Source organism: Nocardia terpenica, assembly GCF_013186535.1.
In the GTDB taxonomy this organism is placed as follows: domain Bacteria; phylum Actinomycetota; class Actinomycetes; order Mycobacteriales; family Mycobacteriaceae; genus Nocardia; species Nocardia terpenica.
In genome coordinates this window covers 222,085-245,621 of the sequence record NZ_JABMCZ010000002.1, presented here as the reverse complement: position 1 = coordinate 245,621, position 23,537 = coordinate 222,085, and the positions used below count along the sequence as shown (strand labels likewise).

Sequence of the window (23,537 nt, the reverse complement as noted above, 5' to 3'; positions counted from 1 at the left end):
CGCCGCAACCGGATTCGGGGATCGGTGCGCCCGCGGTCGGGCCCCGGCCGCACCGATCCCCCCTTGGTCCCGGGGCCGACTCACCTTGGTCCCGGCATGCTTTTGGCCGGGACCTACCCCCGAAACCGCGAAGCAATCTCATCGCTCGTCGTCACCCACACCCCCGGATGCCCGGTGACATACCGCAGCGCCTCGTCCAGATACCTGGCCCGGAATGCCTGCCCGATCACGAACGGGTGCAGGGCCAATGCCATGACGCGCCCGCTGTCGTCGGCCTCGGCGTCGGCGCAGAGCTGGTCCACCTGGTCGATGACCATCCGCACGAAATCCGGCCCGGTGTGGCCCCTGGTGATGAAGGAGAGGATGTCGTTGAGCTCCACCGAGTACGGAACGCTGAGCATGCCGGGCACATTCAGCCGGTAGGGCTGGTCGTCGTTGGTCCAGTCGAGCACGTACTCGAGGCCCAGTTCGGCCAGCAGCCGCGGGGTGTCGAAGGTTTCGGTGAGGCCGGGGCCCATCCAGCCGCGCGGGCGCTGCCCGGTGGTCTGCTCGATGGTGGTGACGATGTCGCGCAGGGCGGCGCGCTCCTGGTCGACCGACAGCCCGGTGTGCAGGTGGCTGTTGCTGCTGCCGTGCGCCAGCCACGCCCAGCCGCGCTCCCGCCCGGCCGCGATGATCTGCGGATACCGTTCGCCCACATCGGAATTCAGCAGCGCGCTGGCGCGAATGCCGTACCTGTCCAGGATCTCGACGATCCGCCAGATGCCGACCCGCGGGCCGTAGTCGCGCCACCCGTAGTTCAGCGAGTCGGGCGTGAGCGACGTGGTGCCCGGATAGGTGGCCGTGCCCGGCAGATCGACATAGAAATGCTCGATGTTCAGGCCGACGTAGAAGGCGACCCGCTTACCGTCCGGCCAGTGGATCGGCTGCCGCTCGGTGATGGGGGAGTAGTCGAAAAGCTTCAGGTCCGTGCTCATGCCCTCATGCTGGACCCTCACACCAATGTCAGGTTCAACCCGGAATCACCCGTGCCGCATGCGGAAAATGGCCTTGGCCAGGCGCAGGTGCCGCGGATGTCGTTCGAATGTCGACAGGTTCACCGGGGCGCGGTAGCGCTTCTGGGCGATGGCCAGGGTGCGGCTGAATTCGCGCAGGCCCGCCTCGCCGTGCGTGTGGCCCTGCCCGTACTCGCCGACGCCGCCGAACGGCATGGCGGGCATGCCCGCGTAGGCCATGGACGAATTGATGGTCACCACACCGGTTCTCATGCGCTCGGCGAGTTCGGGCACGGTGCGCACGTCACGGGTGAACACCACCACCGCCAGGCCGTGATCGGTGGCGTTGATGCGGTCGACGGCCTCGTCCATGCTCGCCACCCGGTTCACGATCAGCACCGGGCCGACCGCCTCGCCGGTGATCGCCAGGCTCTCCTCGGGCACGTCGGTGAGCACGATGGGCTCGATATACGGCTCGCGGATCGACTCCAGCCCGCCGACCACCGCCTGCCCGCCGCGCGCGATCGCATCCTTGACCTGTCGCCGCACGACGTCGACCTGGGACTCCTGGATCATCGGCCCGTAGGACGCCTTGCGGTCCCCGCCCGGACGCAGCCGGCGCGCCTGGGCCACAACCCTTTCCAGGAACGGCTGATACACCGACTCGGCCACGTACACGCGCTGGATCCCGGCCGGGCTCTGGCCCGCATTGGACATGGCGCCGAACACCGCGGCCTCGGCGGCGTCGTCGAGCTTGGCGTCGACCTGCACCACCATGGCGCCCTTGCCCGCCCGCTCGACCACCACCGGCGTCAGCGTCTGCGCGCACAGCGAAATGACCTCGCGCGCACCGGCGTCCGAGCCCGCGTAGGCGATCTTGTCCACCCGGGACCGGCACAGCGCGGCCCCGGTGCTGCTGTCGCCGGTAACCACCTGCAGGACAGGCTGGTTCGGGGCCAGCCGCCGCCAGCTCTCGGCCAGCCATACGCCGACGCCGGGGGTGAGCTCACTGGGCTTGAACACCACCGTGTTTCCGGCCGCCATCGCGTACGCGATCGACCCCATCGGGGTGAACACCGGATTGTTCCAGGGGCCGAGCACGCCCACCACGCCCAGCGGCAGATAACCCACCGAGGCGCGCTGATTGCGGGTCAGCCAGGTGGAGCCCAGCCGCCGCCGTCCCAGGGCCCGTTCGGCATTGCGGGCCGCCCAGTCCAGATTCTCCACCGCCAGCATCACCTCGATGGCGGCGTCGACCTCCGGCTTGCCGGTCTCCGAGCACACGGTATCGACCAGATCCCCGGCCTGCCGGGCGATGCTGCGCTTCCAGTCCAGCAGCCACCGCCGACGCCCGGCGAATCCGATTGCCGTCCACCATTTCTCGGCCGAGCGCGCGCCGCGCACGGTGCGGGTCAGCTCGACGGTGCCCATCACCGCGTAGTCGCCCACGGCCTCGGCGGTCCGCGGATCATAGGACGTCAGGACTTTGGACCGGCTCGATCCTCCCGGGAGCGCTGCCGTATTCGGCTGCGCGGACTCGGCCATGGTCACCCTCTCGTGGCGAATGCCCCGGCAACTGGTCGCCCCGGCTCGACCGTTGCTGCCGCAGACAGGTGAGTGCGTGTTCTCTTCCCCTGCCCGCCAGACTATGGGCGACGCGGGGCGTCGGACAAGAAACGGTCACGTTTGACAGACCGCCCGGTCCGTGTGCGGACCAGCGGCGATCCGGACTCGGACCGCTCGGTACGCTGAAATGTGAGTAACGCCACAACTATTCGCGCCCCCGGATGGGTAAAAGCCGCACCGCGATCGCGGCCGACCCCGAGCGGGTGCGGTCCGCCCGCACGTCCAACCAGTAACATCGCGGCCGGTGGAACGGATCACCAACCGGGATGCGCGCACAGGCGAACCGGGCAATCCGGTCGTCGCCCCGGCCGATAGTGGAGAGTTGATGCCGAGCTTGGACAACGCAGAATCGCACGACCCCGGTTCGAATACCGCCGAGCCCGCGGTCCGGGTGTCGGACGTCCGCAAGTCCTTCGGCGACGTGCACGCGTTGCGGGGCATCAGCTTCACCGCCGAACGCGCCTCGGTGCTGGGCATTCTCGGCCCGAACGGCGCGGGCAAGACCACCATGGTCAAGATCCTGTCCACGCTGCTGCGCCCGGACTCGGGCACCGCCGTGGTCGCCGGGCACGATGTGCTGGCCGACCCGGCCGGGGTGCGCCGCGCGATCATGATGACCGGACAGTACGCCGCCCTGGACGAGAATCTGTCCGGCCGCGAGAACCTGGAGCTGTTCGGCCGGTTGATGGGCCTGAGCAAGAGGGCCGCCCGGCAGCGCGCGGACACCCTGCTCGAGGAGTTCGATCTGGTCGGCGCGGGCAAGCGCGCGGTGCGGCACTACTCCGGCGGCATGCGCCGGCGGGTCGACATCGCCTGCGGCCTGGTGGTGCGCCCGGAGGTGGTCTTCCTCGACGAGCCCACCACCGGCCTGGACCCGCGCAGCCGCCAGGGCGTGTGGGATCTGGTCACCGCGCTCAAGCAGCAGGGCATCACGGTCCTGCTGACCACGCAGTACCTCGAGGAGGCCGACGTCCTCAGCGACAACATCATCGTGATCGACCGGGGCACCGTGATCGCCGAGGGCACCGCCGACGAACTCAAGGAGAAGACCGGCGGCAGCTACTGCGAGGTGGTGCCGCTGGATCCGACGCTGCTGCGGCGGGCCGCGGACGCGCTCGGCGACCTGGTGCCCCACGCGGTGCTCGAGGAGATCGAGGGCGCGAACACGGCGGGGACGGACCGGATCTCGATCCCCGCGCCCGACGGCGCGAGCACGCTGGCCGAGGCGGTCCGGCGGCTGGACGCGGCCGGGGTCGACCTGGCCGATATCGCGCTGCGGCGGCCGTCGCTCGACGACGTATTCCTCTCCATCACCGGGCATTCGGGCGGTCAGCAGTGAGCGTTCCCACCGCCGCGCCGACCCGCCTGTTCGCCGCACTGCCCGCCGCGCGGCTGTCCGGCTTCGCGCAGTGGCGGGCGCTGACCGGTCGCATCGTGCGCACCATGGCCACCAAGGGCGAGCTGATCGTCGCGATGATCACGCCGCTGGTGTTCACCCTCGGGTTCTATCTGCCGCTGCGATTCGTGATGCGGATCAACGGAATCGACTACGCCCAGTTCGTCATGCCGATCATCGTGCTGCAGACCATGTCGTTCACCATGATGTCGAATGCGCAGATCGCGGCCTTCGAGGCGATGACCGGGCTGAACACCCGGATGCAGACCATGCCGATCGGCACGCTGGTGCCGCTGGCCTCGCGCATCTGTGCCGGGCTGGTGCGGTCGGTGACCTCGCTGGCCGCGGCGATCGTCTTCGGCCACGTCATCGGCTTCCGGTTCATCGCCGGATTCGGGCAGGCGGTGCTGTTCTGCGTGTTCTCGCTGGCGGTCGGCACGGTGCTGGCGCTCGGCGCGGACGCGCTGGGCTGCCTCACCAAAAGCCCGGAGTCGCTGAGCCAGGCGCTGACGCTGCCCACGCTGATCTTCGGCATGCTGTCGTGCGGCTTCGTTCCGGAAACAGGCTTCCCGCACTGGATTCAGCCGTTCGTGCGCAATCAGCCGATCTCGCAGTTCTCCTTCGCCCTGCGGGACATGGCTCAGGGCGGGGTGAGCTGGCATGTGCTGTGGGTGCCGCTGGTGTGGTTGATCGGGCTGGCGTCGGTCTTCGCGCCGGTGGCGGTCTGGGCGAGCGTGAGGCGGTCATGAGTTCCGTTGCAGCCATCAGCGATTGCGAGCCCGACGTGGACGCCCTGCGCTGGGACACGCCGCTACCGGTCGTCGAGCCGCGTTCGGAGCGGGCGGTGTCGACCTGGTTGCGGCACAGCCTGATCCAGTGCAGGCGGCTGCTGCTGGTGTGGGCGCGCGACCCCGCGACCACCATCCAGACCCTGATCTATCCCGCGCTGACGCTGCTGATGTTCCGTGTGGTGCTGGGTGATTCGATCACCAAGGCCGCCGGATTCCCCAGCGTGTACGGCACGGTGCCGCTGATCACCCTGGTCGCGGCGATGTCCGGGGCGGTGGTCAGCGCGCTCGGCTTCAAGACCGAGAAGTCCACCGGCCTACTCGGCCGGTTCTGGACCATGCCGATCCACCGGGCCGCCGGGCTCACCGGGCGACTGCTGGCCGAGGCGGTCCGGGTCCTGGTGACCACGCTGTTCGTCATCGGCGTCGGGGTGTGCCTGGGCTTTCGTTTCTGGAACGGGCCGCTGGCCTCGCTGGCCGTGATCGGCATCCCGGTGCTGTTCGGGGTGGGCTTCGCGGTTCTGGTGACCGCGCTGGCGACGATCTCCGAGGGCGTGATGCTGGTGAATATCATCGGCATCATCAACACCCTGCTGATGTTCTTCAACTCCGGCTTCGTCCCCACCTGGCTCTACCCGATGTGGTTGCAGAAGACGGTCGAGAACCAGCCGATGAGCTGCGCCATCGACGCCATGCGCGGCCTCGCCTTCGACGGCCCGATCGCCACGCCGCTACTGAAGACCCTCGCGTGGTCCATCGGCATGGTCGTGGTGTGCGGCGTGCCCGCCGTGCGCGGTTACCGACGGGCGGCGGAGAACAGCGGCTAGCGCACCGTCACGATCCCGGCGTACTTCCCTCATGGCTTCGGCGTGCTTCCCTCATGGCCTCGGCGTGCTTCCCTCATGATCCCGGCATGCTCCCCTCACGATCCCGGCGTGCTCCCCTCACGATCGCGGGCGTGCTCCCCTATGATCCCGGCGTGCTTTTGGCCGGGATCCTCCGCAAGATTCCGGCCAAAAGCACGCCGGAATCACTCGTGAAGCACGCTGGAATCACTCGTGCGCAGGTGGTCCGACCGCGGCGTCGGGCGAATCCGGGCCCAGGAGAACGGCTTTCATCAGCGCGTGCAGGCGGGCGAGGCTTTCCGGGCGGGTGTCGAAGCGCATGCCGCGGCCCGCGTCGATCACCTGGGCGATGGCGGCGTGGACGCGGAAGCGGGCCTCGGCGGGGTCGCCGTCGAGCAGGTGGGCCCACTCGAGCACGTTCTGGCGCTGGATCGAGCGCAGCTTGTGCTGTTCGGCCGCGGGCAGATTCGAGAATTCGGCGAAGTAGACCGGCAGGATCTCCGGCATCGCGAAGGTGAGCCGGGCGAACCGGTCGGCAATGCGCAGCGCGGCATCGTCGCGGCTGGTCGCCTCCGACAGGGCCTCGGCATTCGCGATGGCCAGCCGCTCGCCGGTGCGATGGAACGCCGCCGCCAGCAGGTCGGACTTGCTGGTGAAGTACCGGTACACGCTGGAGGCGTTGATGCCCACCGCCGCGCCGATCTCCTCGATGCTGGACTCGTGATAGCCCTGGCGGCCGAAGATCCGGATGGCCTCGGTGAGCAGCTGTTCGCGCTTGGAACTGAGCGGCAGCCCGCGCACCGCCGACCGGGTGGCGGGTTCGGTTGGCGCGGGAGGCAGCTCGGTGCGCACGATCGACCAGCAGATGTCCTGTAGCAGGTCGGTCAGGCGGGCGGTGGACAGCGCGGTGCGGTGCGCGGTGACGCTGCCGATCGCGCCCAGCGCGCCGGTCGCCAACAGCTGGATGTCGCCGTGCTCGGTCTCCGGCCGCAGCGCCGCCAGCGCGCCCTCGACCGTCTCGTGCAGCCCGGCGTAGATCACCCGGATCCGGCCGCGGTCCTCCGGCTCCAGATAGCGTCGCTCCCAGCGGTACAGCCCGCCCTCGCGGCGCACCTCGATGGTGTGCTCGGCGAGCGCGCGCAGCAGCGTGGTGAGCCGTGATTCGGGATCCGATCGCGGATCGTCGGCCCCCCGCGCGACATCGAGCAGCTGCTGGGCTCCGCTCTCGGCGGCCGCGACGAGCAGCGCGTACTTGTTGGTGAAGTGTCGGTACAGCGCCGGTCCGGAGATGCCGACCTCGGCCGCGATCTCGTCCACGCCGACCGGGTGATAGCCGCGTTCGCTGAACGCCCGGGCCGCCACCCGCACGATCTGCGCCTTGCGGTTCTTCGGCCGCCGGCGGACGGTCTGCGTGCTGTCCGGTCGCGCGGACGCGAGCCCGATCTCGCTGCGATCGGCGACCATACACCTCTCCTTCGATTCCGGGCCGTCGTTGTTGACAGTGCCGGACAAGTCAACCTAAGTTAACCACAATTCGCAAAGTTAACCGTGATTCTGGAGCCGTCGGCGACGACGGCGGGCTGGGAGAAGGCCATGACCGAGAGCTCCGCGCCGGGTTTCCGCACCGATCGCGACGGGCGGGTGCTGCGCATCACCCTGACCAATCCCCAGCGCAAGAACGCCGTCGGCTACGACACGATGGCCGCGCTGGGCGACACCTTCCTGGCCGCGGCGCAGGACCGCGCGGTGCGCGCGATCGTGCTCACCGGGGAGGGCGGCGACTTCTGCACCGGCGCGGATCTGTCGGCCGCCCCGGCCGAGGCGCAGCGCGGCATCACCCCCGAGATGACCATGGACGTGGCCAATCGCCTGGTGCGCGCGATCATCGACGTGCCGGTCCCGGTGGTGGCGCGGGTGCGTGGCGCGGCGGCCGGGGTCGGGGTGGCACTGGCCCTGGCCGCCGACCTCACCTACGCCGCCGACGACTCCTATCTGCTGCTGGCCTTCATCAATATCGGCCTGATGCCGGACGGCGGCGCGGCCGCGCTGGTCGCCGCGGCCGCCGGTCGGCCGCTGGCCGCCGAGATGGCGCTGCTGGGCGAGCGACTGCCCGCCCCCACCGCCGCGGCCCACGGCCTGTTCACCGCGGTGCTGCCCGCCGCCGAACTCGACGCCCGCGTCGACGCCGTCGCCGCCAAACTGGCGCAGGGCCCCCGCCGCGCCCTCGAACTCACCAAGCGCGCCCTCAACCACGCCACCCTCACCTCCCTCGACACCACCCTGGCCGCCGAAAAGGCAGGACAGGTCGAACTCCTGCGCTCCCCGGACTTCGCCGAGGGCGCCTTGGCCATGCTCACCAAGCGCAGAGCTGTGTTCACGGACTGATGTCACGCTTGCCGAGGCTGCGTCGTCGACATGGTGGATGGAACGAGACGACAGGAGTCGGAGCTATGCGAATCGCAGTGATCGGGGCGAGTGGGCGGATCGGTGGCGCTGTTGCCGGGGTGCTGAGGGGGCGTGGGCATGAGGTGGTCGAGCTGACTCGGGCCGCCGGGGTGGACGCGTATTCCGGTGCGGGACTGGGCGATGCGCTGGCCGGGGTGGCGGTGGTCGTGGACGCGAGCAATGCGCCGAGCACGGAAACCGCCGTGGTGACCGACTTCTTCCGCACCGTGGCGCGAAATGTGCAGCGGGAGGCGGCTTCCGCGGGCGTGCGGCGGATCGTGGTGGTGTCGATCGTCGGCATCGACGGTCTCACCGCGGGCCACTACGCCGGGAAGCTCGCGCACGAGGGGGCCTACCGGGAGGGCCCGGTTCCGGTGCGCATCGTGCGCGCCACCCAGTTCCACGAATTCGCCGAGATGATGCTCGAGTGGACCACCCGGGGCGATACCGCCGACGTCCCGGCCATGCCGACCCGGCTGGTCGCGGCCCGGGCGGTCGCCGAGAAGCTGGCCGATATCGCCGTCGCCGACGCGGCCCCGGACCTGGTCGAGATCGCGGGGCCCGAGGAACAGAACCTCGCCGACGCGGCGGCGAAACTGGCTGCGCGGCGCGGGAATCCGGCGCACGTGCGGGGCGTCGAGGACGCCGCGGACCCGAACTGGCCGCTGGTCGCCGCCGGGGTGCTGCGGGGTGGAGCCACGGCGATCGTCGCCGGGCCGACCTTCGACGAATGGCTCGATCGGCACTACCCCGCGAACACGACGCAATCAGCCTACTGAGGGTGCGGTCTGTGGCGCGATAGTCTGGCGGCATGGCTTACCTGGTTACCGGCGCAACCGGGTGGATCGGTCGATACTTGATTCCGGAGTTGCTGAAGCGTAGCGGTGAGGTGTGCGTGCTGGTGCGGCCCGGGGCCGACTCGGCGTACCGCTTCGATCGCTGCGCCGGGGATTGGGCCGGTGGCGACCGGGTGCGCCCGGTGCGCGGCGACCTGAGCCGGGACGGACTCGACCTCGACCCGGAATGGATTGCGGCGCACCGCGGTTCGATCGAGCACGTCATCCATCTCGCCGCGGGCTACGACGCCGACGGCGCCGGCGAGGGCACCCGGCGCGTCGTCGATGTCGCCGAGCGGCTGGAAGCCGGTGTGCTGCACCATGTCTCGACGGTGGAGGTGGCCGGAGCCGCGGCGGGCCCGTTCACCGAGGACATGTTCGACATCGGGCAGGTGCTGCTCACGCCCCGGCAGCGCGCGGCCTTCGCCGCCGAGCGCGTGATCCGGGAGCGGTGCGGGGTGCCGTGGCGGATCTACCGCCCCTCGATCGTGATCGGGCACTCGCGCACCGGCGAGATCGACCGGATCGGCGGGCCGTACCATTTCTTCCGGCTGCTGCGGATGGCCGCGCAACTGCCACGCATCCTGCCGATCGTGGTGCCGAAACTCGGTGAGACCAATATGGTTCCGGTCGATTTCGTGACCCGCGCGCTGGACCACATCGCGCACCTGCCCGCCCCGGCGGGCACCACCTACCACCTGGTCGACCCGCGGCGGCAGACCGTGGCCGAGGTGCTGAACCTGTTCGCCGACGAGGCCGGGGCCCCGCATCTGGTGGAGGTCATGCCCAAGCAGACCCTCGACATGCTGCGCGGGCTGCCCGGTGTCGGCTGGGTGCTGCCGCGGCTCGGGGTGCCGCTGGATGTGCTGGAGCACAGCGAATTCGGGTGCTGGTTCGACCGCCGCAACACCACCGCCGCGCTGGCCGGCACCGACATCCGGGTGCCGCCGTTAGCCGCCTACGCCCCGATCGTCTGGAAGTACTGGATCGAGAACTGGGTCTGAGTCGACGGCGGCCGGGCCGTATTCGTAACCCACCCAACGGTTTCGGTTCCGCATCCCGACCAGATCGAAGCGCCAGTGGAACGGCCGGGTGCGGGAGACGGTCATGACCAGCACCGCGCCCAGGGCCGCGTAGTCGTCGTGGGCCGACAGCAGGGCGCGCTGGTGCCGCGGCGAGGCGTCGAAGAAGGCGTCGAACATGGTCACCGCCTGCGCGGTGGTCAGCCGCCCCAGGCCGTAGAGCCCGCGCGTGCGCATCCAGTACACCAGCCGCGCCTGCCACGGCCACAGCACCCGCACCGGATCCAGCCCCGCGCGCACCGCGTCGAGCGCGGGGTCCACCAGCGACAACGAGTCGGCGACGCTGTACCCCGTGCACGGATGGATCATGCCGCCGCGGGAGCCGAACGGAATCGCCTCGCCGGGTCGGCGGGTCAGCGGTCCGGGCGGCGGCTGATCCAGCGGATAGTGCGCGGCCTCGTGGGTCTCGTTACCGCGTAACCGAATCCCGTGGGCGGCAAGCCGATTCAGCGTGCGGCGGCGCAGTTCGCGCTGGGGCATGCCGCCGCGCAGCCCCAGGCTGGTCTCCTCGAAGATGACCCGTCCGTCGCCCAGCGGCACCGCGTACAGGAACGACGGCGGCGCGCCCGGCCCCGCCCCGTTCTCGGGCCGCCAGTCCAGCAGCAGCCCCTCACCCTCGGTGACCATCGGCGCGGCCAGGTCGGCGTCGACGAAGATGCCGTGCGCGCTGGCGGTGCGGCGCGGGCCGGGGGAGGGCAGCCCGCGCGTGTCGAAGACGGTGTCCGCGATGATCGTCGTCCCGTCGTGCAGTTCGACGCGATGCGCGCGCACCGTCGTCGCCCGCCCGCTCAGCACGGTCGCGCCGTCCAGCGCGAGCGCCTCGAACAGCCCGGATTTCGACAGCACGCAGTAGGGGCGCTCGATCCGGCGGGCGGTGGTGGTCCACACCGTCGGCGCCGCGATCCGCGCCCCGATCGCGCGCTCCGGCACCCACGCCGGAAGCTCGTCCGCCCAGCACGAATAGGTCGGCAGCCACGGCTGCTCCGGTCGCGGATCGATCGCCACCACCGCGAATCCCGCCCGCACGGCCCGGTGCGCCAGCGCCCGCCCGGTGGGCCCGAGCCCCACCACGCACAGATCCGCTCGCCGGACACGCTGAGCACTCATATGTGTCATTGAATCAGGGATTATTCGTAATTCGGAACGACCGACCGCGAGTTCGCCCCCGGCGTGGCAGGCCCGGCCGCCCGGATTCGGTCGTATCCATCGGCCGAATTCGGTGTGATGTTACGCCCCGAAAAATCTTGTCCCAGCAAATTCCGTCGTGAATTCCATTGGGCGCGTTCATAACCTGAGTCGGTGGGTGCCGAGTGGCACTCCGGTACGAGTGTGGGCACGCCCGGGAGATGTGGACATGACGAAGGCTCGGTACGGGCGTCGGCGCGCACGCGCCGCATGGGTAGGGGTGCTGGCCGCGCTGTTGGCGGCCGGTGGATCGCTGGTGGCGCCCGCCATCGGGCATGCCGAGGGGCCGGATTCGGCGATCGTCGATGTCAAGACCGACGATCCGCGCCATCAGACGCTGACCGTGCACTCGGCGGCGATGGCCGCCGACATCCCGGTCGAGGTGCAGCGTGCCGCCGATCAGAGCGTGCCGCGGCCGGTGCTGTATCTGCTGCTCGGGGCGGGCGGCGGCATCGACGGCGCCACCTGGGGCACCAGAACCGATGCGCTGGAATTCCTTTCGGACAAGAACGTGAACGTGGTCACGCCGATCGGCGGCCCGTTCAGCTACTACACCGACTGGGAGCGCGACGACGCCCGGCTCGGCCGCAACCAGTGGCGCACCTTCCTCACACAGGAGCTGCCGCCGCTGCTCGACAAGTATCTGAATGCCAACGGCCGCAACGGTATCGCCGGATACTCGATGTCGGCGACCACCACGCTGGCGCTGGCCGCGACCACCCCCGGGCTGTACCAGGCGGTGGGCTCCTACAGCGGCTGCGCGCAGACCAGCGACCCGATCGGCCACGAGTTCGTCCGGCTCACCGTCGAGGAGTGGGGCCTGGCGAACGTGCAGAACATGTGGGGCCCGCCCGGCGACCCGAACTGGGTGCGCAACGACCCGTATGTGCAGGCGGAGGGCCTGCGCGGCAAGGCGATCTACATCTCCAACGGCAGCGGCCTGCCCGGCCCCTACGACGTGTACGGCGGCAAGTACTCGCTGCCCGGACCGTGGCTGTTCGCGAACCAACTGGTGCTGGGCGGCCTGATCGAGGCCGGTACCGACTATTGCGCCCACAACATGCGCACGCGCCTGGACAGCCTCGGCATCCCCGCCACCTACAACTTCCGCCCCACCGGCACGCACTCCTGGGGCTACTGGGAGGACGACCTGAAGGACTCCTGGCCGGTGCTCGCCGCGGGTTTGGGGGTTCGGTAGTGCGTGCGAACACGACCGGCCGCCTGCGGGTTTCGGGGCGGCTGCGGGCGGGCGTGCTCGCGGTGTCCGCGCTGGTCGCGATGCTGACCGGCGGGCCGACGGCGGCCGCGCGGCCGGTGGAGGTGCCCGCCATCGCGGGCGCGAACGATTTCGCCTGCCGCCCGGCCGCGGACCGGCCCGACCCGGTGGTGCTGGTGCACGGCTCGGGAACCGATGCGGTGCGCAGCTTCTCGACCCTGGCGCCGGTGCTGCGCGCCCAGGGCTACTGCGTCTTCGCCGCGAATCTGGGCCGGGCCCCGATCCTGGCGGCCGGGGTCAGCGGCACCACCAACGCCGGGTGGCCCGGCCTGGGCCCGATCGGCGCGGCCCTGTCCGGCCAGGAGATCTACGGGGTGGCCGATATCGCGGTCTCGGCCACCGAACTCGCCGCCTTCGTGGCCACCGTGCAGGCGGCCACCGGCGCGCAACACGTCGCGCTGGTGGGGCATTCGACCGGCGGCACCGTGATCCGGCAGTTCCTGCGGGCGCATCCGGGCATCGCCACCACCGTCGTCACGCTCGGAACCCCGTATCGCGGTTCGACCTTCGCGGGCCTGCCCCGCAAGTATCCGGACCTGGCCGCGATCGGGCTCGACGGCCCGCGCATCGCCGCCCAGGTGTTCGGCGCGGCCGGGGCCGAGCAGGGCCCCGGCTCGCCGACGCTGGCCCGGCTCAACGCGGACGGTGAGACCGCGCCCGGCGTCCGCTACACCGCGATCGCCAGCCACGACGACGAGGTCATCACCCCGCCCGACACGGCCCTGCTGTCCGCCCCGGACGCCACCCACCGCGATGTCTGGGTGCAGGACGGCTGCGCCGGACGCCGCGTCGACCACAGTTACCTACTGGCCGACCGGCATTCGATGGATCTGGTCTCCGCGGCCCTGGCCGACGCCCCGTTCCCGGTCTGCTGAGCGTCCGCTACTTCGGCGTGATCCAGGTGGTGATCTCCGCGTGCACGACCTCCAGGCCGTTGCGGTCGTAGATCGAGATGGGGACGGTCAGGTCGCGGCCCTCGGTGATCGCGGCGAAGTCGGGGATCTGCGCCAGCTTCGCGACCGCGCGCAGCCCCGACTCGGCCTTGGCCAGGTACTGCACGTTCATCGCCTTCGGAATCCAGCGGTGGGTGGTGGGCACGGTCGCCTCGTTGAGCATGCCCATCGCCACCTCGGCCAGATTGCAGGCCGCGATGGCGTGGAAGGTGCCCAGATGATTGTGGATGCCGAACCACTTCGGCGCGGTCACCTCGCACAGGCCCGGTTCCAGCCGCACCACGCTCGGCAGCACCGTGCCGAAGTACGGCACCCGGGCGACCATGCCCAGCGAGAACAGCGCATGTCCGAGCCGGTTGTCGGGCAGCTTCTTCCAGCCGCGGTAGGTGGCGGTCTCCTTCGTCATAGCCGTATCTTACTTCGGAGTAAGTTCTGGGTCACCCCGATGTGTCGATACGGGTCGCCACCGACTCCGCATCACTCGCGTGGGGGACACGAGATCACCACGCAGTGTGATGAATTCGGCATCGGATCATTCCTACGATGGCATCCGTGACCGCTGCCCGCCGCGCCCGCCTCTCGCTCGCGGCCGGTCTGTGTCTCCTGTTCGCCCTGGCCGGATTCGCGCCCGCCCGTGCCGACGCACCCTCGGCCGGGGGCGACGTGTCCATCGCGCAAACCCTCGGCGCCCGTGAGCTGACGGTCGTGCTGCGCCGGGTCACCTCGGTGCCCGGCCCGCTGCGGGTCGAGGTGGTCACCCACGCCGGAACCCCGGCCGGGCGGCTGACCCTCGCCGCGATACCGGTCGGCGCGTCCTCGGCGCCGAAGACGCCCGCCGCGGGCGCGCCCACCTCCCAGGGCGGCCTCGACCTCGGCGCCGCCCCGGGCATGTATTCGGCCACCCTGACTGTCGACCGGGCCGGGCCGTGGGAGCTGGCCGTCGGCGACGGCGCCCGGGTGGCCCGCATTCTCTTCGTGGTGCCCACCCAGCCCACCTCGCCGCCGGAGCGGCTGGTGTACGGCGGCTTCCTGGCCGCGGGACTGCTGCTGCCGGTCTCGGTCGTGGTCGCGCTGCGGGCCCGGCGCACCGCGTGGGCGCTGCTGCCGGTCGGTGGCGTGGTCGCGGGCATCGCCGTCGCCGTCACCGGGGCCGTGCTGTCCGCCTCGCTCCCGCTGCCGCCGCAGCCCGGCATCCAGCTCGACCCCAGCGTCGACAATGTCACCCACCCGTACGCGCTGGGGCAGCCGCTGGTCTCCGACTTCTCCCGCCCACCGGTCATGCTCACCGTCGGCGCCGCGCCGCTCACCGCCGGGCAACCCGGCGACCTCGGCCTCGACCTGGCCGACGCCGCCACCGGCGCCCCCGTCGACGACCTGCTGATCCACGACAGCGCGCTCATCCACCTGCTCGTGATCGGCCCCACCGGCACACTGCACCATCTGCACCCCATCCGCACCGCGCCGGGCCGCTACCAGGTGCACCTGGTGCCGCCCGCGCCCGGCCACTACGCACTGTCCGCGGAGCTGGCCCGCCGCGGCGGTGGCGTGCAGATGGTGCGCGCGGCAACGGGTTTCACGGTCGCGCCGGGCGCGGCACCCACCCCGCCGCCGGACACCCCGCTCCGCCCCGGCGGCCCCGCGGCCTCCGCCACCCTCGGCGGCACGCCCGTCACCGTGACCGCCACCGCCGCCCGCGCCGGTGCGCCCACCACCCTCACCGCCACGTTCGGCGACGCCGCCGACCTCCAGCCCTGGCTGGGCATGGTCGGCCACATGGTCGTGGCCGGGCCGCTGCCCGACACCCCCGATATCGGTGCGGCCGTGCAGAATTCGCCGGTCTGGGGGCACGCCCACTCGATGGGCGGCTCGGCCATGGCCGACATGGGCGACATGCCCCGGATGAGCATGGCCGACATGCCGGGCGTGCACCACGACTCCGGCGGCGCCATGCTCATGCTGCCCGTCAACGGCGACAGCGCCCCCGACGAGACGGTCGCCGCCTACGGCCCGAATGTGCCGTTCACCTATACCTTTCCGGCACCCGGCCGGTATCGGATCTGGATCCAGGCCGAGCGACACTACACCGTGCTGACCATTCCGATCGTGCTCGACGTCGCCGCACCGGAGCCGCCGCAATGACCACCGCAGCCGAAATCCCCGTACCCGCAACCGAATCCGCTGTCGGACGCGGTCGGCGGCTGCTCTGGCCGGGCATCGTGATCGCCGTCCTCGCGCTGCTCGGCCTGGTCGTCTGGCTGGCCTGGCCCGCCGCACCGGGCGCGCAGGTGCTCCACACCGGTACCGACCGCCACGTGGTCACCGTGACGGTGCACAACGTCCGCGTCGGCACCTCCGATATCGATGTCGCCGTCGACGATCGCTCGGGAAATCCGGTGCCGCGGGCCGTGATCCGGGTCGACGCCATCGAACCGCGCATGGGCTACGCCGCCCAGCCGGTCCCGGCCACGCCCACCGCCCCCGGCCGCTATCGCGCCGCCGCGGTGCCGTTCATGATGACCGGCCCGTGGCAGCTCGGCCTGTCGATCGCGACCCCCGACGGCACCGACCAGCTCACCCTGCCGCTCTGGATCGGCGGCTGATCCGCACCGCGACCACAGGAAGGAATCGCCCGCATGAGTACCTCGATACCGTTCGACGCCGCGGCCGGAAGAACAGCGACGGCGGCGCCCGCGACCTCGGTCGCGGTCTCCGACGCGTCCGGCACCGCGGCCCGCGCCGGGGCCTGGGTCGTGCTGCTCGGCACCCTGATCACCACCATCGGCACCAGCTGGGATATCCAGTGGCACAACGAGGTCGGGCCCGACACCTTCTTCACCCTCCCGCATCTGTTCCTCTACTCCGGGAGCGCGATCGCCGGGTTCGCCAGCCTCGCCATGGTGCTGCTCGCCACGTCCGCTCAGCGCGCCGGGCGACCGCTGCCGCGCCTCGGCGGCACCCCGATCCGGGTGTTCGGCGGCCGGTTGACCGCGCCGCTGGGCTATATGGTCTCCGGCGCGGGCGCCGCGAGCTTCCTGCTCTACGGCCTGCTGGACCTGCAGTGGCACACCATCTACGGCTTCGACGCGGTGCTGAACACGCCCTCGCACGTGGCGCTGTTCCTGTCCATCTCGATCACCATGATCGGCAGCATCATCGTCTTCTCCGCCCACCGCGACGAGCTCTGGGGCCGCCTCGGCCTGATCTCGGCGCTGCCCATCCTCATCAGCTTCGCGCCCATCCCGGTCGACGCGCTCGCCAATCTGCGCATGCCGGTCGACCCGATCATCATCGGCGTCGTGCTGTTCGCGCCGCTGCTGCTGATCCTCGGCGCGGCCGTGCTGGCGTGGCCCGGGGCCGCCCTCGCCATCACCGCGGCCACCGCGGTCCTGCAGGGTGCGCTGTGGTGGTTCTCGCCGTGGGCCGCCCACGCGTACGCCGCCGCGACCGGCCTGCCGCTGCGCGACGGCCTGCTGCCCCGGCCCCCGAGCTTCCCGAGCCTGATGCCGATGTTCCTGGTGGTCGCGGCGCTCGTCGTCGAGGGCGTGTTCTGGTTGAGCCGCACCCGCGGCATCGACCTGAAGAAGCTGCTGCCGGTCACCGGCCTGGTTTCCGGGGTGATCCTCGCGGTGGGCATGCCGCTGCAGGTGCTGCTCACCAATCACTATGCGCACGTCCCCGGTTCGCAGTTCGTGCTGCTGGCCGTCCTCGGCGTGCCGCTCGGCCTGCTCGCGGGCTACCTGGCGGGCCGGTTCGCGATCATGCTGCGCACCCTCGCGCCCGCTGCGGAGGCCGCCCGATGAGCCCGCGCGCCGCCTGGCCGCGCCGCCTGGCCGCCACCCTGCTGGCCCTCACCGCGGTGTCGCTGGTGACGGCCGGGCCCGCCGCGGCCTACGCCCCCGTCGACATCGTGCACACCGAGCGGGTGCAGGCCGGGCCCTACGCGCTCACCGTCGGCTTCTCCACCTGGCCGATTCGCGCCATGCGCTCGCTGGACTTCACCTTCATGCCCGACGGCGGCATCGCCGACAAGTCCGGCACGCTGCTGATCAGCGGCCCCGGCGTCCAGTACAAACACCCCGCGCCCCTGGTCCGGCACCCGCGCAAGCGCGACTCCTGGGGCCTGGACGTCAAGGCCCTGGACGACCCCGGCACCTACACCTTCCGATTCGCCGTCGACGGCCCCGCCGGTCACGGCGAGGGGGCGCTCACCTCGCTGCAGGTCCTCGACCAGCCCGGACCGCCGCTCGCGCTGAGCTGGACGGTCGGCACCCTGCCGCTGCTGGGCCTGGTCGTCCTCCTGGCGGTAGCATGGCGGCGCATCCGCCCGGGCCGGCGTGCACTGGCCGTCTGACCTGGGATCGGCGTCGTTACGGGAGTCACACGCACCCCGATTTGAAGTCCCTGCGGGGGCTCAGGCATACTGTTCGGGTTGCCTGCACCGGGTGGCGTGTGTCCTGCGGATATGCGGCCCGAACGGTAGCAGGTGAGCACTACCCATTGTGTATCCCGTCGAGTTCGGCGTGGGTACGTCCGGGACGAACGTTCCGAGGCTCAGAGGGATTGCACCCGGGCCGGAGAATGAGCGGAGAGGCGACACGCCCGACCGCGTGGACCGGAAGAACCATGACAGATGAACAGCGGCGATGGATCGGGTCGGTAGAGATCCCGGTCGTGTTGAGCGCTGATGCGTCTTCGTAGGTTCGGGCATGCAAAGAGGGTGCTTCGGGAGTTCACTCCCGAACGCTGTCACAGCGGAGCAAGTACAAGCGGAGAAAAGGACACTCAGCGTGGCGGGACAGAAGATCCGCATCAGGCTCAAGGCCTACGACCATGAGGCGATCGACGCGTCTGCGCGCAAGATCGTCGAGACGGTGACCCGCACCGGTGCCCGCGTCGTCGGGCCGGTGCCGTTGCCGACCGAGAAGAACGTGTACTGCGTCATCCGTTCGCCGCACAAGTACAAGGACTCGCGCGAACACTTCGAGATGCGCACGCACAAGCGGCTGATCGACATCCTCGACCCGACGCCGAAGACGGTCGATGCCCTCATGCGCATCGATCTGCCGGCCAGTGTCGACGTCAACATTCAGTGACGGGGACTCCAGATATGACTGACAACAAGAGCAGGCCGGCTGCCGGCATCCTGGGCACCAAGCTCGGCATGACCCAGGTGTTCGACGAGAAGAACCGCGTCGTTCCCGTGACCGTCGTCAAGGCCGGGCCGAACGTCGTGACCCAGATCCGCACCGTGGAGCGCGACGGCTACTCCGCCCTCCAGATCGCCTTCGGTGCCATCGACCCGCGCAAGGTGACCAAGCCCGTCGCCGGGCAGTTCACCAAGGCCGGCGTGACCCCGCGTCGCCACGTCGCCGAGATCCGCGTCGCCGACGCCTCGAAGTTCGAGGTGGGCCAGGAGCTCAGCGCCGACGTGTTCGAAGAGGGCGCCTACGTCGACGTCACCGGCACCAGCAAGGGCAAGGGCTTCGCCGGCACCATGAAGCGCCACGGCTTCCGTGGTCAGGGCGCCTCGCACGGTGCCCAGGCCGTGCACCGCCGGCCGGGTTCGATCGGTGGTTGCTCCACCCCGGGCCGCGTGTTCAAGGGCATGCGCATGTCCGGCCGGATGGGTAACGACCGCGTCACCACGCAGAACCTCTCGGTCCACAAGGTGGACGCCGAGAACGGGCTGCTGCTGATCAAGGGTGCGATCCCGGGTCGCAAGGGCGGCATCGTGATCGTCAAGAGCGCCGCGAAGGGTGGTGCGCACGCGTGAGCACTGAAACCAAGACCAACCTGACGCTGCCGGTCAAAGAACCGGGCGGCAAGACCAACGGCACCGTCGAGCTCCCCGCGGAGATCTTCGACGTCACCGCGAACATCGCGCTGATGCACCAGGTCGTCGTGGCCCAGCAGGCCGCGGCTCGCCAGGGCACGCACGCCACCAAGACCCGCGGCGACGTCCGCGGCGGTGGCAAGAAGCCGTACCGGCAGAAGGGCACCGGCCGCGCCCGTCAGGGCTCGACCCGCGCGCCGCAGTTCGCCGGCGGTGGCACCGTGCACGGCCCGCAGCCGCGCGACTACTCGCAGCGCCTGCCCAAGAAGATGAGGATCGCCGCGCTGCGTGGCGCCCTGTCCGACCGGGCCCGCAGCGAGCGCATCCACGTGATCACCGAGCTGGTCGCGGGTCAGACCCCGTCGACCAAGACGGCCAAGAACTTCCTGGCCGAGCTGTCGGAGCGGAAGAAGTTCCTGGTGGTCGTGGGCCGCGAGGACGTCACCGCGTGGAAGAGCATGGCGAACCTGCAGAACGTGCACCCCATCGCGCCGGATCAGCTCAACACGTACGACGTGCTGAACAGCGATGAGGTCGTGTTCAGCGTGGAGGCCCTGAACGCCTTCGTGCACGGGCCCGCCGAGGCTGCACAGGAGGAGAGCAAGTGACCACCATCGCCGACCCCCGCGACATCCTGCTCGCGCCGGTCATCTCCGAGAAGTCCTATGGACTGATCGAGGAGGGCACCTACACCTTCCTGGTGCACCCGGACTCGAACAAGACGCAGATCAAGATCGCCGTCGAGAAGGTTTTCGGCGTGAAGGTGACCAGCGTCAACACTGCCAACCGTCAGGGCAAGCGCAAGCGGACCCGCTTCGGTTACGGCAAGCGCAAGGACACCAAGCGCGCGCTCGTGACCATCTCGGCCGACAGCAAGCCCATCGAGATCTTCGGAGGCCCGGTCGCGTAAGCGGCGGGGAATCCAGAAAGCAGAGAAGAACTCATGGCAATTCGTAAGTACAAGCCGACAACGCCGGGCCGCCGCGGCGCCAGCGTCTCGGACTTCGCCGAGATCACCCGGTCGACCCCCGAGAAGTCGCTGCTGCGCCCGCTGACCAAGTCCGGTGGCCGCAACGCGCACGGCCGGATCACCACCCGGCACCGCGGTGGCGGTCACAAGCGGGCCTACCGTCTGATCGACTTCCGTCGCCTGGACAAGGACGGCATCCCGGCCAAGGTCGCGCACATCGAGTACGACCCGAACCGGACCGCGAACATCGCGCTGCTGCACTTCGCCGACGGCGAGAAGCGCTACATCCTGGCGCCGAAGAACGTCACCCAGGGCACCCGCATCGAGTCGGGCCCGGGCGCGGACATCAAGCCGGGCAACAACCTGCCGCTGCGCTCGATCCCGACCGGTACCACCATCCACGCGGTGGAGCTGCGTCCGGGTGGCGGCGCCAAGCTGGCCCGTGCCGCGGGCATGAGCATCCAGCTGCTGGGTAAGGAAGGCGCCTACGCCGTCCTGCGTATGCCCTCCGGCGAGATCCGTCGCGTCGATGTGCGCTGCCGCGCCACCATCGGCGAGGTCGGCAACGCCGAGCAGTCGAACATCAACTGGGGCAAGGCCGGCCGCATGCGCTGGAAGGGCCGCCGCCCCACGGTTCGTGGTGTCGTGATGAACCCCGTCGACCACCCGCACGGCGGTGGCGAGGGCAAGACCTCCGGTGGTCGCCACCCGGTCTCGCCGTGGGGTAAGCCCGAGGGCCGCACCCGCAAGCCCAACCGTCCGAGCGACAAGCTCATCGTCCGCCGCCGCGGCAAGAAGCGTTAAGGAGGAGGTTAAGACATGCCACGCAGCCTGAAGAAGGGCCCGTTCGTCGACGAACACCTCCTGAAGAAGGTGGACGTCCAGAACGAGAAGAACACCAAGCAGGTCATCAAGACCTGGTCGCGTCGTTCGACCATCATCCCCGATTTCATCGGGCACACCTTCGCGGTGCACGACGGCCGCAAGCACGTGCCGGTGTTCGTGTCGGAGAACATGGTCGGCCACAAGCTCGGTGAGTTCGCGCCGACCAGGACGTTCCGGAGCCACGTCAAGGAAGATCGGAAGAGCAAGCGGCGATGAGCACTGACACTCAGATCACCACCGCGCGCGCGACCGCGAAGTTCGTGCGCGTGACGCCGATGAAGGCTCGCCGCGTCGTGGACATGGTCCGCGGCAAGCGGGTCGAGGACGCGCTGAACATCCTGAAGTTCGCGCCGCAGGCCGCGAGCGAGCCGGTCGCCAAGGTCGTGGCCTCCGCCGCGGCCAACGCCGAGAACAACTTCGGCCTGAACCCGGCCACCCTGGTCATCTCGACGGCCTACGTCGACGAGGGCGCGACCATGAAGCGTTTCCAGCCGCGCGCCCAGGGCCGCGCGTTCCGGATTCGCAAGCGCACCAGCCACATCACCATCGAGGTCGAGAGCGTCGCCAGCGCCGCCCCGGCTCGCAGCCGCCGGAAGGGAGGGGCTGAGTAAATGGGACAGAAGATCAATCCCCATGGCTTCCGCCTCGGTATCACCACCGACTGGAAGTCCCGTTGGTACGCGGACAAGCAGTACAAGGAATACGTCAAGGAAGACGTCGCGATCCGCAAGCTCCTCGCCACGGGCATGGAGCGGGCCGGCATCTCGAAGGTCGAGATCGAGCGCACCCGTGATCGCGTGCGGGTGGACATCCACACCGCGCGCCCGGGCATCGTGATCGGCCGTCGCGGCGCCGAGGCCGACCGCATCCGCGCCGAGCTGGAGAAGCTGACCGGCAAGCAGGTGCAGCTGAACATCCTCGAGGTCAAGAACCCCGAGTCGGATGCGCAGCTCGTCGCCCAGGGCGTCGCCGAGCAGCTGTCCAACCGCGTCGCGTTCCGTCGTGCGATGCGCAAGGCCATCCAGTCGGCCATGCGTTCGCCGAACGTCAAGGGCATCCGCGTGCAGTGCTCGGGCCGCCTCGGTGGCGCCGAGATGTCGCGCTCGGAGTTCTACCGCGAGGGTCGGGTGCCGCTGCACACGCTGCGCGCCGACATCGATTACGGCCTGTACGAGGCGAAGACCACCTTCGGCCGGATCGGCGTGAAGGTCTGGATCTACAAGGGCGACATCGTCGGCGGCAAGCGTGAGGTCACTGCCAGCGCTGCCCCGTCCGGTGAGCGTCGCGAGCGTCGTGAGCGGCCGAGCCGTCCCCGCCGTTCGGGTGCCCAGGGCACCACGGCGACCAGCACCGAGGCCGGGCGTTCCGGTGCCGCGACCGCGGTGGTCGACGCTCCGGCAGAAAAGCAGGAGGGCTGACCCATGCTGATGCCCCGCAAGGTCAAGTTCCGCAAGCAGCACCACCCGAAGCGCTCCGGCATGTCCAAGGGTGGCACTGCGGTGTCGTTCGGCGAGTACGGCATCCAGGCGCTGGAGCCGGCCTACGTCACCAACCGTCAGATCGAGTCGGCGCGTATCGCGATGACCCGCCACATCCGTCGTGGCGGCAAGATCTGGATCAACATCTACCCGGACCGCCCGCTCACCAAGAAGCCGGCCGAGACCCGCATGGGTTCCGGTAAGGGTTCGCCGGAGTGGTGGGTCGCGAATGTGAAGCCCGGACGGGTCATGTTCGAAATGAGTTACCCGAACGAGGAGACCGCTCGCGAGGCCCTGCGCCGCGCGATGCACAAGCTCCCGATGAAGTGCAGGATCGTGACGAGGGAGGAGCAGTTCTGATGGCTACCGGAACTCCGGCCGCAGACCTGCGCGAGCTCACCGAGGACGAGCTCGTCGCCCGCCTGCGTGAATCGAAGGAAGAGCTGTTCAACCTGCGCTTCCAGATGGCGACCGGCCAGTTGCAGAACAACCGGCGCCTGCGCGTTGTCCGTCACGAGATTGCGCGCATCTACACCGTCATGCGCGAGCGTGAGCTCGGCCTGGCCACCGGTCCTGCGGACAAGGGAGATGCGGCATGAGTGATGCCAAGGGCCCGGCCAAGACGCCGGCCAAGCAGGAGGAGCGTGGCTCGCGCAAGGTGCGCATCGGCTACGTCGTCTCCGACAAGATGACCAAGACCATCGTGGTCGAGCTGGAGGATCGCGTGAAGCACAAGCTTTACGGCAAGATCATCCGCACCACCTCGAAGGTGAAGGCGCACGACGAGAACGAGATCGCCGGCGTCGGCGACCGCGTTCAGCTGATGGAGACCCGCCCGCTGTCGGCCACCAAGCGCTGGCGGCTGGTCGAGGTCCTGGAGAAGGCCAAGTAGGCCCGCTCCACGGCTGACAGTCGAACACCGAAGGCCCGCTTCCCGTTTCGGG

28 protein-coding genes are annotated in these 23,537 nt (G+C 70.0%); 23 read left to right on the top strand and 5 right to left on the bottom strand.

Annotation, left to right across the window (positions count from 1 at the left end; all coding sequences use genetic code 11):
- Positions 1–113: 113 nt before the first annotated feature.
- The gene (locus HPY32_RS12485) at positions 114–977 is read right to left on the bottom strand and encodes a polysaccharide deacetylase family protein (RefSeq protein ID WP_067581243.1); all 864 of its coding nucleotides are present in this window, start codon (positions 975–977) and stop codon (positions 114–116) included.
- A 45-nt stretch (positions 978–1,022) separates the two neighbouring features.
- The gene (locus HPY32_RS12480; protein ID WP_067581246.1) at positions 1,023–2,540 is read right to left on the bottom strand and encodes an aldehyde dehydrogenase family protein; all 1,518 of its coding nucleotides are present in this window, start codon (positions 2,538–2,540) and stop codon (positions 1,023–1,025) included.
- Positions 2,541–2,946: 406 nt separating this feature from the next.
- Between HPY32_RS12480 and HPY32_RS12475 the strand changes: the two genes are divergently transcribed.
- Genes HPY32_RS12475 through HPY32_RS12465 form a run of 3 tightly spaced genes read left to right on the top strand, consistent with a single transcriptional unit; the run spans position 2,947 to position 5,632 of the window.
- A complete protein-coding gene (locus HPY32_RS12475; RefSeq protein ID WP_067585296.1) occupies positions 2,947–3,960 on the top strand; it encodes a daunorubicin/doxorubicin resistance ABC transporter ATP-binding protein DrrA in 1,014 nt (337 codons plus the stop codon).
- Positions 3,957–4,766 carry an ABC transporter permease gene (locus HPY32_RS12470; protein WP_171982845.1) on the top strand — a complete coding sequence of 270 codons (810 nt, stop codon included), beginning with the start codon at positions 3,957–3,959 and terminating at the stop codon, positions 4,764–4,766. The genes HPY32_RS12475 and HPY32_RS12470 overlap by 4 nt, the downstream gene beginning before the upstream one ends.
- Positions 4,763–5,632 carry an ABC transporter permease gene (locus HPY32_RS12465; RefSeq protein WP_067581248.1) on the top strand — a complete coding sequence of 290 codons (870 nt, stop codon included), beginning with the start codon at positions 4,763–4,765 and terminating at the stop codon, positions 5,630–5,632. Before HPY32_RS12470 ends, HPY32_RS12465 begins: the two co-directional genes overlap by 4 nt.
- A gap of 225 nt (positions 5,633–5,857) precedes the next feature.
- Here HPY32_RS12465 and HPY32_RS12460 read toward each other — a convergent pair whose 3' ends face one another.
- Complete coding sequence (locus HPY32_RS12460) at positions 5,858–7,114, bottom strand: TetR/AcrR family transcriptional regulator (RefSeq protein ID WP_067581250.1); 1,257 nt, start codon at positions 7,112–7,114, stop codon at positions 5,858–5,860.
- 129 nt (positions 7,115–7,243) lie between these two features.
- Between HPY32_RS12460 and HPY32_RS12455 the strand changes: the two genes are divergently transcribed.
- The 3 genes from HPY32_RS12455 (at position 7,244) to HPY32_RS12445 (ending at position 9,935) form a co-directional block, all read left to right on the top strand.
- Complete coding sequence (locus tag HPY32_RS12455) at positions 7,244–8,035, top strand: enoyl-CoA hydratase-related protein (RefSeq protein ID WP_067585300.1); 792 nt, start codon at positions 7,244–7,246, stop codon at positions 8,033–8,035.
- 65 nt (positions 8,036–8,100) lie between these two features.
- Positions 8,101–8,874: an SDR family oxidoreductase gene (locus HPY32_RS12450; RefSeq protein WP_067581252.1), complete on the top strand. Its 774-nt coding sequence runs from the start codon at positions 8,101–8,103 to the stop codon at positions 8,872–8,874.
- Positions 8,875–8,906: 32 nt separating this feature from the next.
- The gene (locus HPY32_RS12445; protein WP_082870849.1) at positions 8,907–9,935 is read left to right on the top strand and encodes an SDR family oxidoreductase; all 1,029 of its coding nucleotides are present in this window, start codon (positions 8,907–8,909) and stop codon (positions 9,933–9,935) included.
- Here HPY32_RS12445 and HPY32_RS12440 read toward each other — a convergent pair.
- Complete coding sequence (locus HPY32_RS12440; RefSeq protein WP_067581254.1) at positions 9,882–11,120, bottom strand: lycopene cyclase family protein; 1,239 nt, start codon at positions 11,118–11,120, stop codon at positions 9,882–9,884. The two genes, HPY32_RS12445 and HPY32_RS12440, sit on opposite strands and share 54 nt — an antisense overlap.
- A gap of 247 nt (positions 11,121–11,367) precedes the next feature.
- Between HPY32_RS12440 and HPY32_RS12435 the strand changes: the two genes are divergently transcribed.
- Both HPY32_RS12435 and HPY32_RS12430 read left to right on the top strand, forming a co-directional pair.
- Positions 11,368–12,396: an alpha/beta hydrolase gene (locus tag HPY32_RS12435; protein ID WP_082871145.1), complete on the top strand. Its 1,029-nt coding sequence runs from the start codon at positions 11,368–11,370 to the stop codon at positions 12,394–12,396.
- Positions 12,396–13,349 (top strand): esterase/lipase family protein, encoded by a 954-nt coding sequence (locus HPY32_RS12430; protein ID WP_082870850.1) that lies wholly within the window; start codon positions 12,396–12,398, stop codon positions 13,347–13,349. The genes HPY32_RS12435 and HPY32_RS12430 overlap by 1 nt, the downstream gene beginning before the upstream one ends.
- A gap of 7 nt (positions 13,350–13,356) precedes the next feature.
- On the opposite strand, the gene HPY32_RS12425 is transcribed toward HPY32_RS12430, so the two are convergent.
- Complete coding sequence (locus HPY32_RS12425) at positions 13,357–13,833, bottom strand: hotdog fold domain-containing protein (protein ID WP_067581258.1); 477 nt, start codon at positions 13,831–13,833, stop codon at positions 13,357–13,359.
- 146 nt (positions 13,834–13,979) lie between these two features.
- Between HPY32_RS12425 and HPY32_RS12420 the strand changes: the two genes are divergently transcribed.
- The 15 genes from HPY32_RS12420 (at position 13,980) to rpsQ (ending at position 23,485) form a co-directional block, all read left to right on the top strand.
- The gene (locus tag HPY32_RS12420; RefSeq protein ID WP_253949859.1) at positions 13,980–15,566 is read left to right on the top strand and encodes a GumC domain-containing protein; all 1,587 of its coding nucleotides are present in this window, start codon (positions 13,980–13,982) and stop codon (positions 15,564–15,566) included.
- Positions 15,563–16,027, top strand: a complete 465-nt coding sequence (locus HPY32_RS12415) for a FixH family protein (RefSeq protein WP_067581262.1) — start codon at positions 15,563–15,565, stop codon at positions 16,025–16,027. The genes HPY32_RS12420 and HPY32_RS12415 overlap by 4 nt, the downstream gene beginning before the upstream one ends.
- Before the next feature lie 33 nt (positions 16,028–16,060).
- Entirely contained in the window at positions 16,061–17,227 is a 1,167-nt protein-coding gene (locus HPY32_RS12410) for a hypothetical protein (protein WP_082870851.1), read from the top strand.
- On the top strand, positions 17,224–17,778 hold the full coding sequence (locus HPY32_RS12405) for a hypothetical protein (RefSeq protein WP_067581264.1): 555 nt from the start codon (positions 17,224–17,226) through the stop codon (positions 17,776–17,778). The genes HPY32_RS12410 and HPY32_RS12405 overlap by 4 nt, the downstream gene beginning before the upstream one ends.
- Positions 17,779–18,214: 436 nt before the next feature.
- A complete protein-coding gene (gene rpsJ, locus HPY32_RS12400) occupies positions 18,215–18,520 on the top strand; it encodes a 30S ribosomal protein S10 (RefSeq protein ID WP_003938093.1) in 306 nt (101 codons plus the stop codon).
- 14 nt (positions 18,521–18,534) lie between these two features.
- Positions 18,535–19,200, top strand: coding sequence for a 50S ribosomal protein L3 (gene rplC / locus HPY32_RS12395; protein ID WP_067581266.1), 666 nt, complete (start codon positions 18,535–18,537; stop codon positions 19,198–19,200).
- Entirely contained in the window at positions 19,197–19,868 is a 672-nt protein-coding gene (gene rplD, locus HPY32_RS12390; RefSeq protein WP_067581268.1) for a 50S ribosomal protein L4, read from the top strand. The genes rplC and rplD overlap by 4 nt, the downstream gene beginning before the upstream one ends.
- On the top strand, positions 19,865–20,170 hold the full coding sequence (gene rplW, locus HPY32_RS12385; protein ID WP_014981657.1) for a 50S ribosomal protein L23: 306 nt from the start codon (positions 19,865–19,867) through the stop codon (positions 20,168–20,170). Before rplD ends, rplW begins: the two co-directional genes overlap by 4 nt.
- A gap of 33 nt (positions 20,171–20,203) precedes the next feature.
- Positions 20,204–21,034, top strand: a complete 831-nt coding sequence (gene rplB, locus HPY32_RS12380; RefSeq protein WP_067581270.1) for a 50S ribosomal protein L2 — start codon at positions 20,204–20,206, stop codon at positions 21,032–21,034.
- A gap of 15 nt (positions 21,035–21,049) precedes the next feature.
- A complete protein-coding gene (gene rpsS, locus HPY32_RS12375; protein ID WP_067581272.1) occupies positions 21,050–21,331 on the top strand; it encodes a 30S ribosomal protein S19 in 282 nt (93 codons plus the stop codon).
- Positions 21,328–21,726 carry a 50S ribosomal protein L22 gene (rplV, locus tag HPY32_RS12370; RefSeq protein WP_067581274.1) on the top strand — a complete coding sequence of 133 codons (399 nt, stop codon included), beginning with the start codon at positions 21,328–21,330 and terminating at the stop codon, positions 21,724–21,726. Before rpsS ends, rplV begins: the two co-directional genes overlap by 4 nt.
- Entirely contained in the window at positions 21,727–22,533 is an 807-nt protein-coding gene (gene rpsC, locus HPY32_RS12365) for a 30S ribosomal protein S3 (protein ID WP_067581276.1), read from the top strand.
- A 3-nt stretch (positions 22,534–22,536) separates the two neighbouring features.
- Positions 22,537–22,953, top strand: coding sequence for a 50S ribosomal protein L16 (gene rplP / locus HPY32_RS12360; RefSeq protein ID WP_067581278.1), 417 nt, complete (start codon positions 22,537–22,539; stop codon positions 22,951–22,953).
- Positions 22,953–23,192 carry a 50S ribosomal protein L29 gene (gene rpmC, locus HPY32_RS12355; RefSeq protein ID WP_067581282.1) on the top strand — a complete coding sequence of 80 codons (240 nt, stop codon included), beginning with the start codon at positions 22,953–22,955 and terminating at the stop codon, positions 23,190–23,192. Before rplP ends, rpmC begins: the two co-directional genes overlap by 1 nt.
- Positions 23,189–23,485 (top strand): 30S ribosomal protein S17, encoded by a 297-nt coding sequence (gene rpsQ / locus HPY32_RS12350; RefSeq protein WP_067581284.1) that lies wholly within the window; start codon positions 23,189–23,191, stop codon positions 23,483–23,485. The genes rpmC and rpsQ overlap by 4 nt, the downstream gene beginning before the upstream one ends.
- The last annotated feature ends 52 nt before the right edge of the window (positions 23,486–23,537 follow it).

Coding starts and splice junctions, on each gene's coding strand:
- HPY32_RS12485 (WP_067581243.1), bottom strand. CDS start 977: ATGAGCACGGACCTGAAGCTTTTCGACTACTCCCCCATCACCGAGCGG.
- HPY32_RS12480 (WP_067581246.1), bottom strand. CDS start 2,540: ATGGCCGAGTCCGCGCAGCCGAATACGGCAGCGCTCCCGGGAGGATCG.
- HPY32_RS12475 (WP_067585296.1), top strand. CDS start 2,947: ATGCCGAGCTTGGACAACGCAGAATCGCACGACCCCGGTTCGAATACC.
- HPY32_RS12465 (WP_067581248.1), top strand. CDS start 4,763: ATGAGTTCCGTTGCAGCCATCAGCGATTGCGAGCCCGACGTGGACGCC.
- HPY32_RS12460 (WP_067581250.1), bottom strand. CDS start 7,114: ATGGTCGCCGATCGCAGCGAGATCGGGCTCGCGTCCGCGCGACCGGAC.
- HPY32_RS12455 (WP_067585300.1), top strand. CDS start 7,244: ATGACCGAGAGCTCCGCGCCGGGTTTCCGCACCGATCGCGACGGGCGG.
- HPY32_RS12450 (WP_067581252.1), top strand. CDS start 8,101: ATGCGAATCGCAGTGATCGGGGCGAGTGGGCGGATCGGTGGCGCTGTT.
- HPY32_RS12445 (WP_082870849.1), top strand. CDS start 8,907: ATGGCTTACCTGGTTACCGGCGCAACCGGGTGGATCGGTCGATACTTG.
- HPY32_RS12440 (WP_067581254.1), bottom strand. CDS start 11,120: ATGAGTGCTCAGCGTGTCCGGCGAGCGGATCTGTGCGTGGTGGGGCTC.
- HPY32_RS12435 (WP_082871145.1), top strand. CDS start 11,368: ATGACGAAGGCTCGGTACGGGCGTCGGCGCGCACGCGCCGCATGGGTA.
- HPY32_RS12425 (WP_067581258.1), bottom strand. CDS start 13,833: ATGACGAAGGAGACCGCCACCTACCGCGGCTGGAAGAAGCTGCCCGAC.
- HPY32_RS12415 (WP_067581262.1), top strand. CDS start 15,563: ATGACCACCGCAGCCGAAATCCCCGTACCCGCAACCGAATCCGCTGTC.
- HPY32_RS12410 (WP_082870851.1), top strand. CDS start 16,061: ATGAGTACCTCGATACCGTTCGACGCCGCGGCCGGAAGAACAGCGACG.
- HPY32_RS12405 (WP_067581264.1), top strand. CDS start 17,224: ATGAGCCCGCGCGCCGCCTGGCCGCGCCGCCTGGCCGCCACCCTGCTG.
- rplC (WP_067581266.1), top strand. CDS start 18,535: ATGACTGACAACAAGAGCAGGCCGGCTGCCGGCATCCTGGGCACCAAG.
- rplB (WP_067581270.1), top strand. CDS start 20,204: ATGGCAATTCGTAAGTACAAGCCGACAACGCCGGGCCGCCGCGGCGCC.
- rpsS (WP_067581272.1), top strand. CDS start 21,050: ATGCCACGCAGCCTGAAGAAGGGCCCGTTCGTCGACGAACACCTCCTG.
- rplV (WP_067581274.1), top strand. CDS start 21,328: ATGAGCACTGACACTCAGATCACCACCGCGCGCGCGACCGCGAAGTTC.
- rpsC (WP_067581276.1), top strand. CDS start 21,727: ATGGGACAGAAGATCAATCCCCATGGCTTCCGCCTCGGTATCACCACC.
- rplP (WP_067581278.1), top strand. CDS start 22,537: ATGCTGATGCCCCGCAAGGTCAAGTTCCGCAAGCAGCACCACCCGAAG.
- rpmC (WP_067581282.1), top strand. CDS start 22,953: ATGGCTACCGGAACTCCGGCCGCAGACCTGCGCGAGCTCACCGAGGAC.
- rpsQ (WP_067581284.1), top strand. CDS start 23,189: ATGAGTGATGCCAAGGGCCCGGCCAAGACGCCGGCCAAGCAGGAGGAG.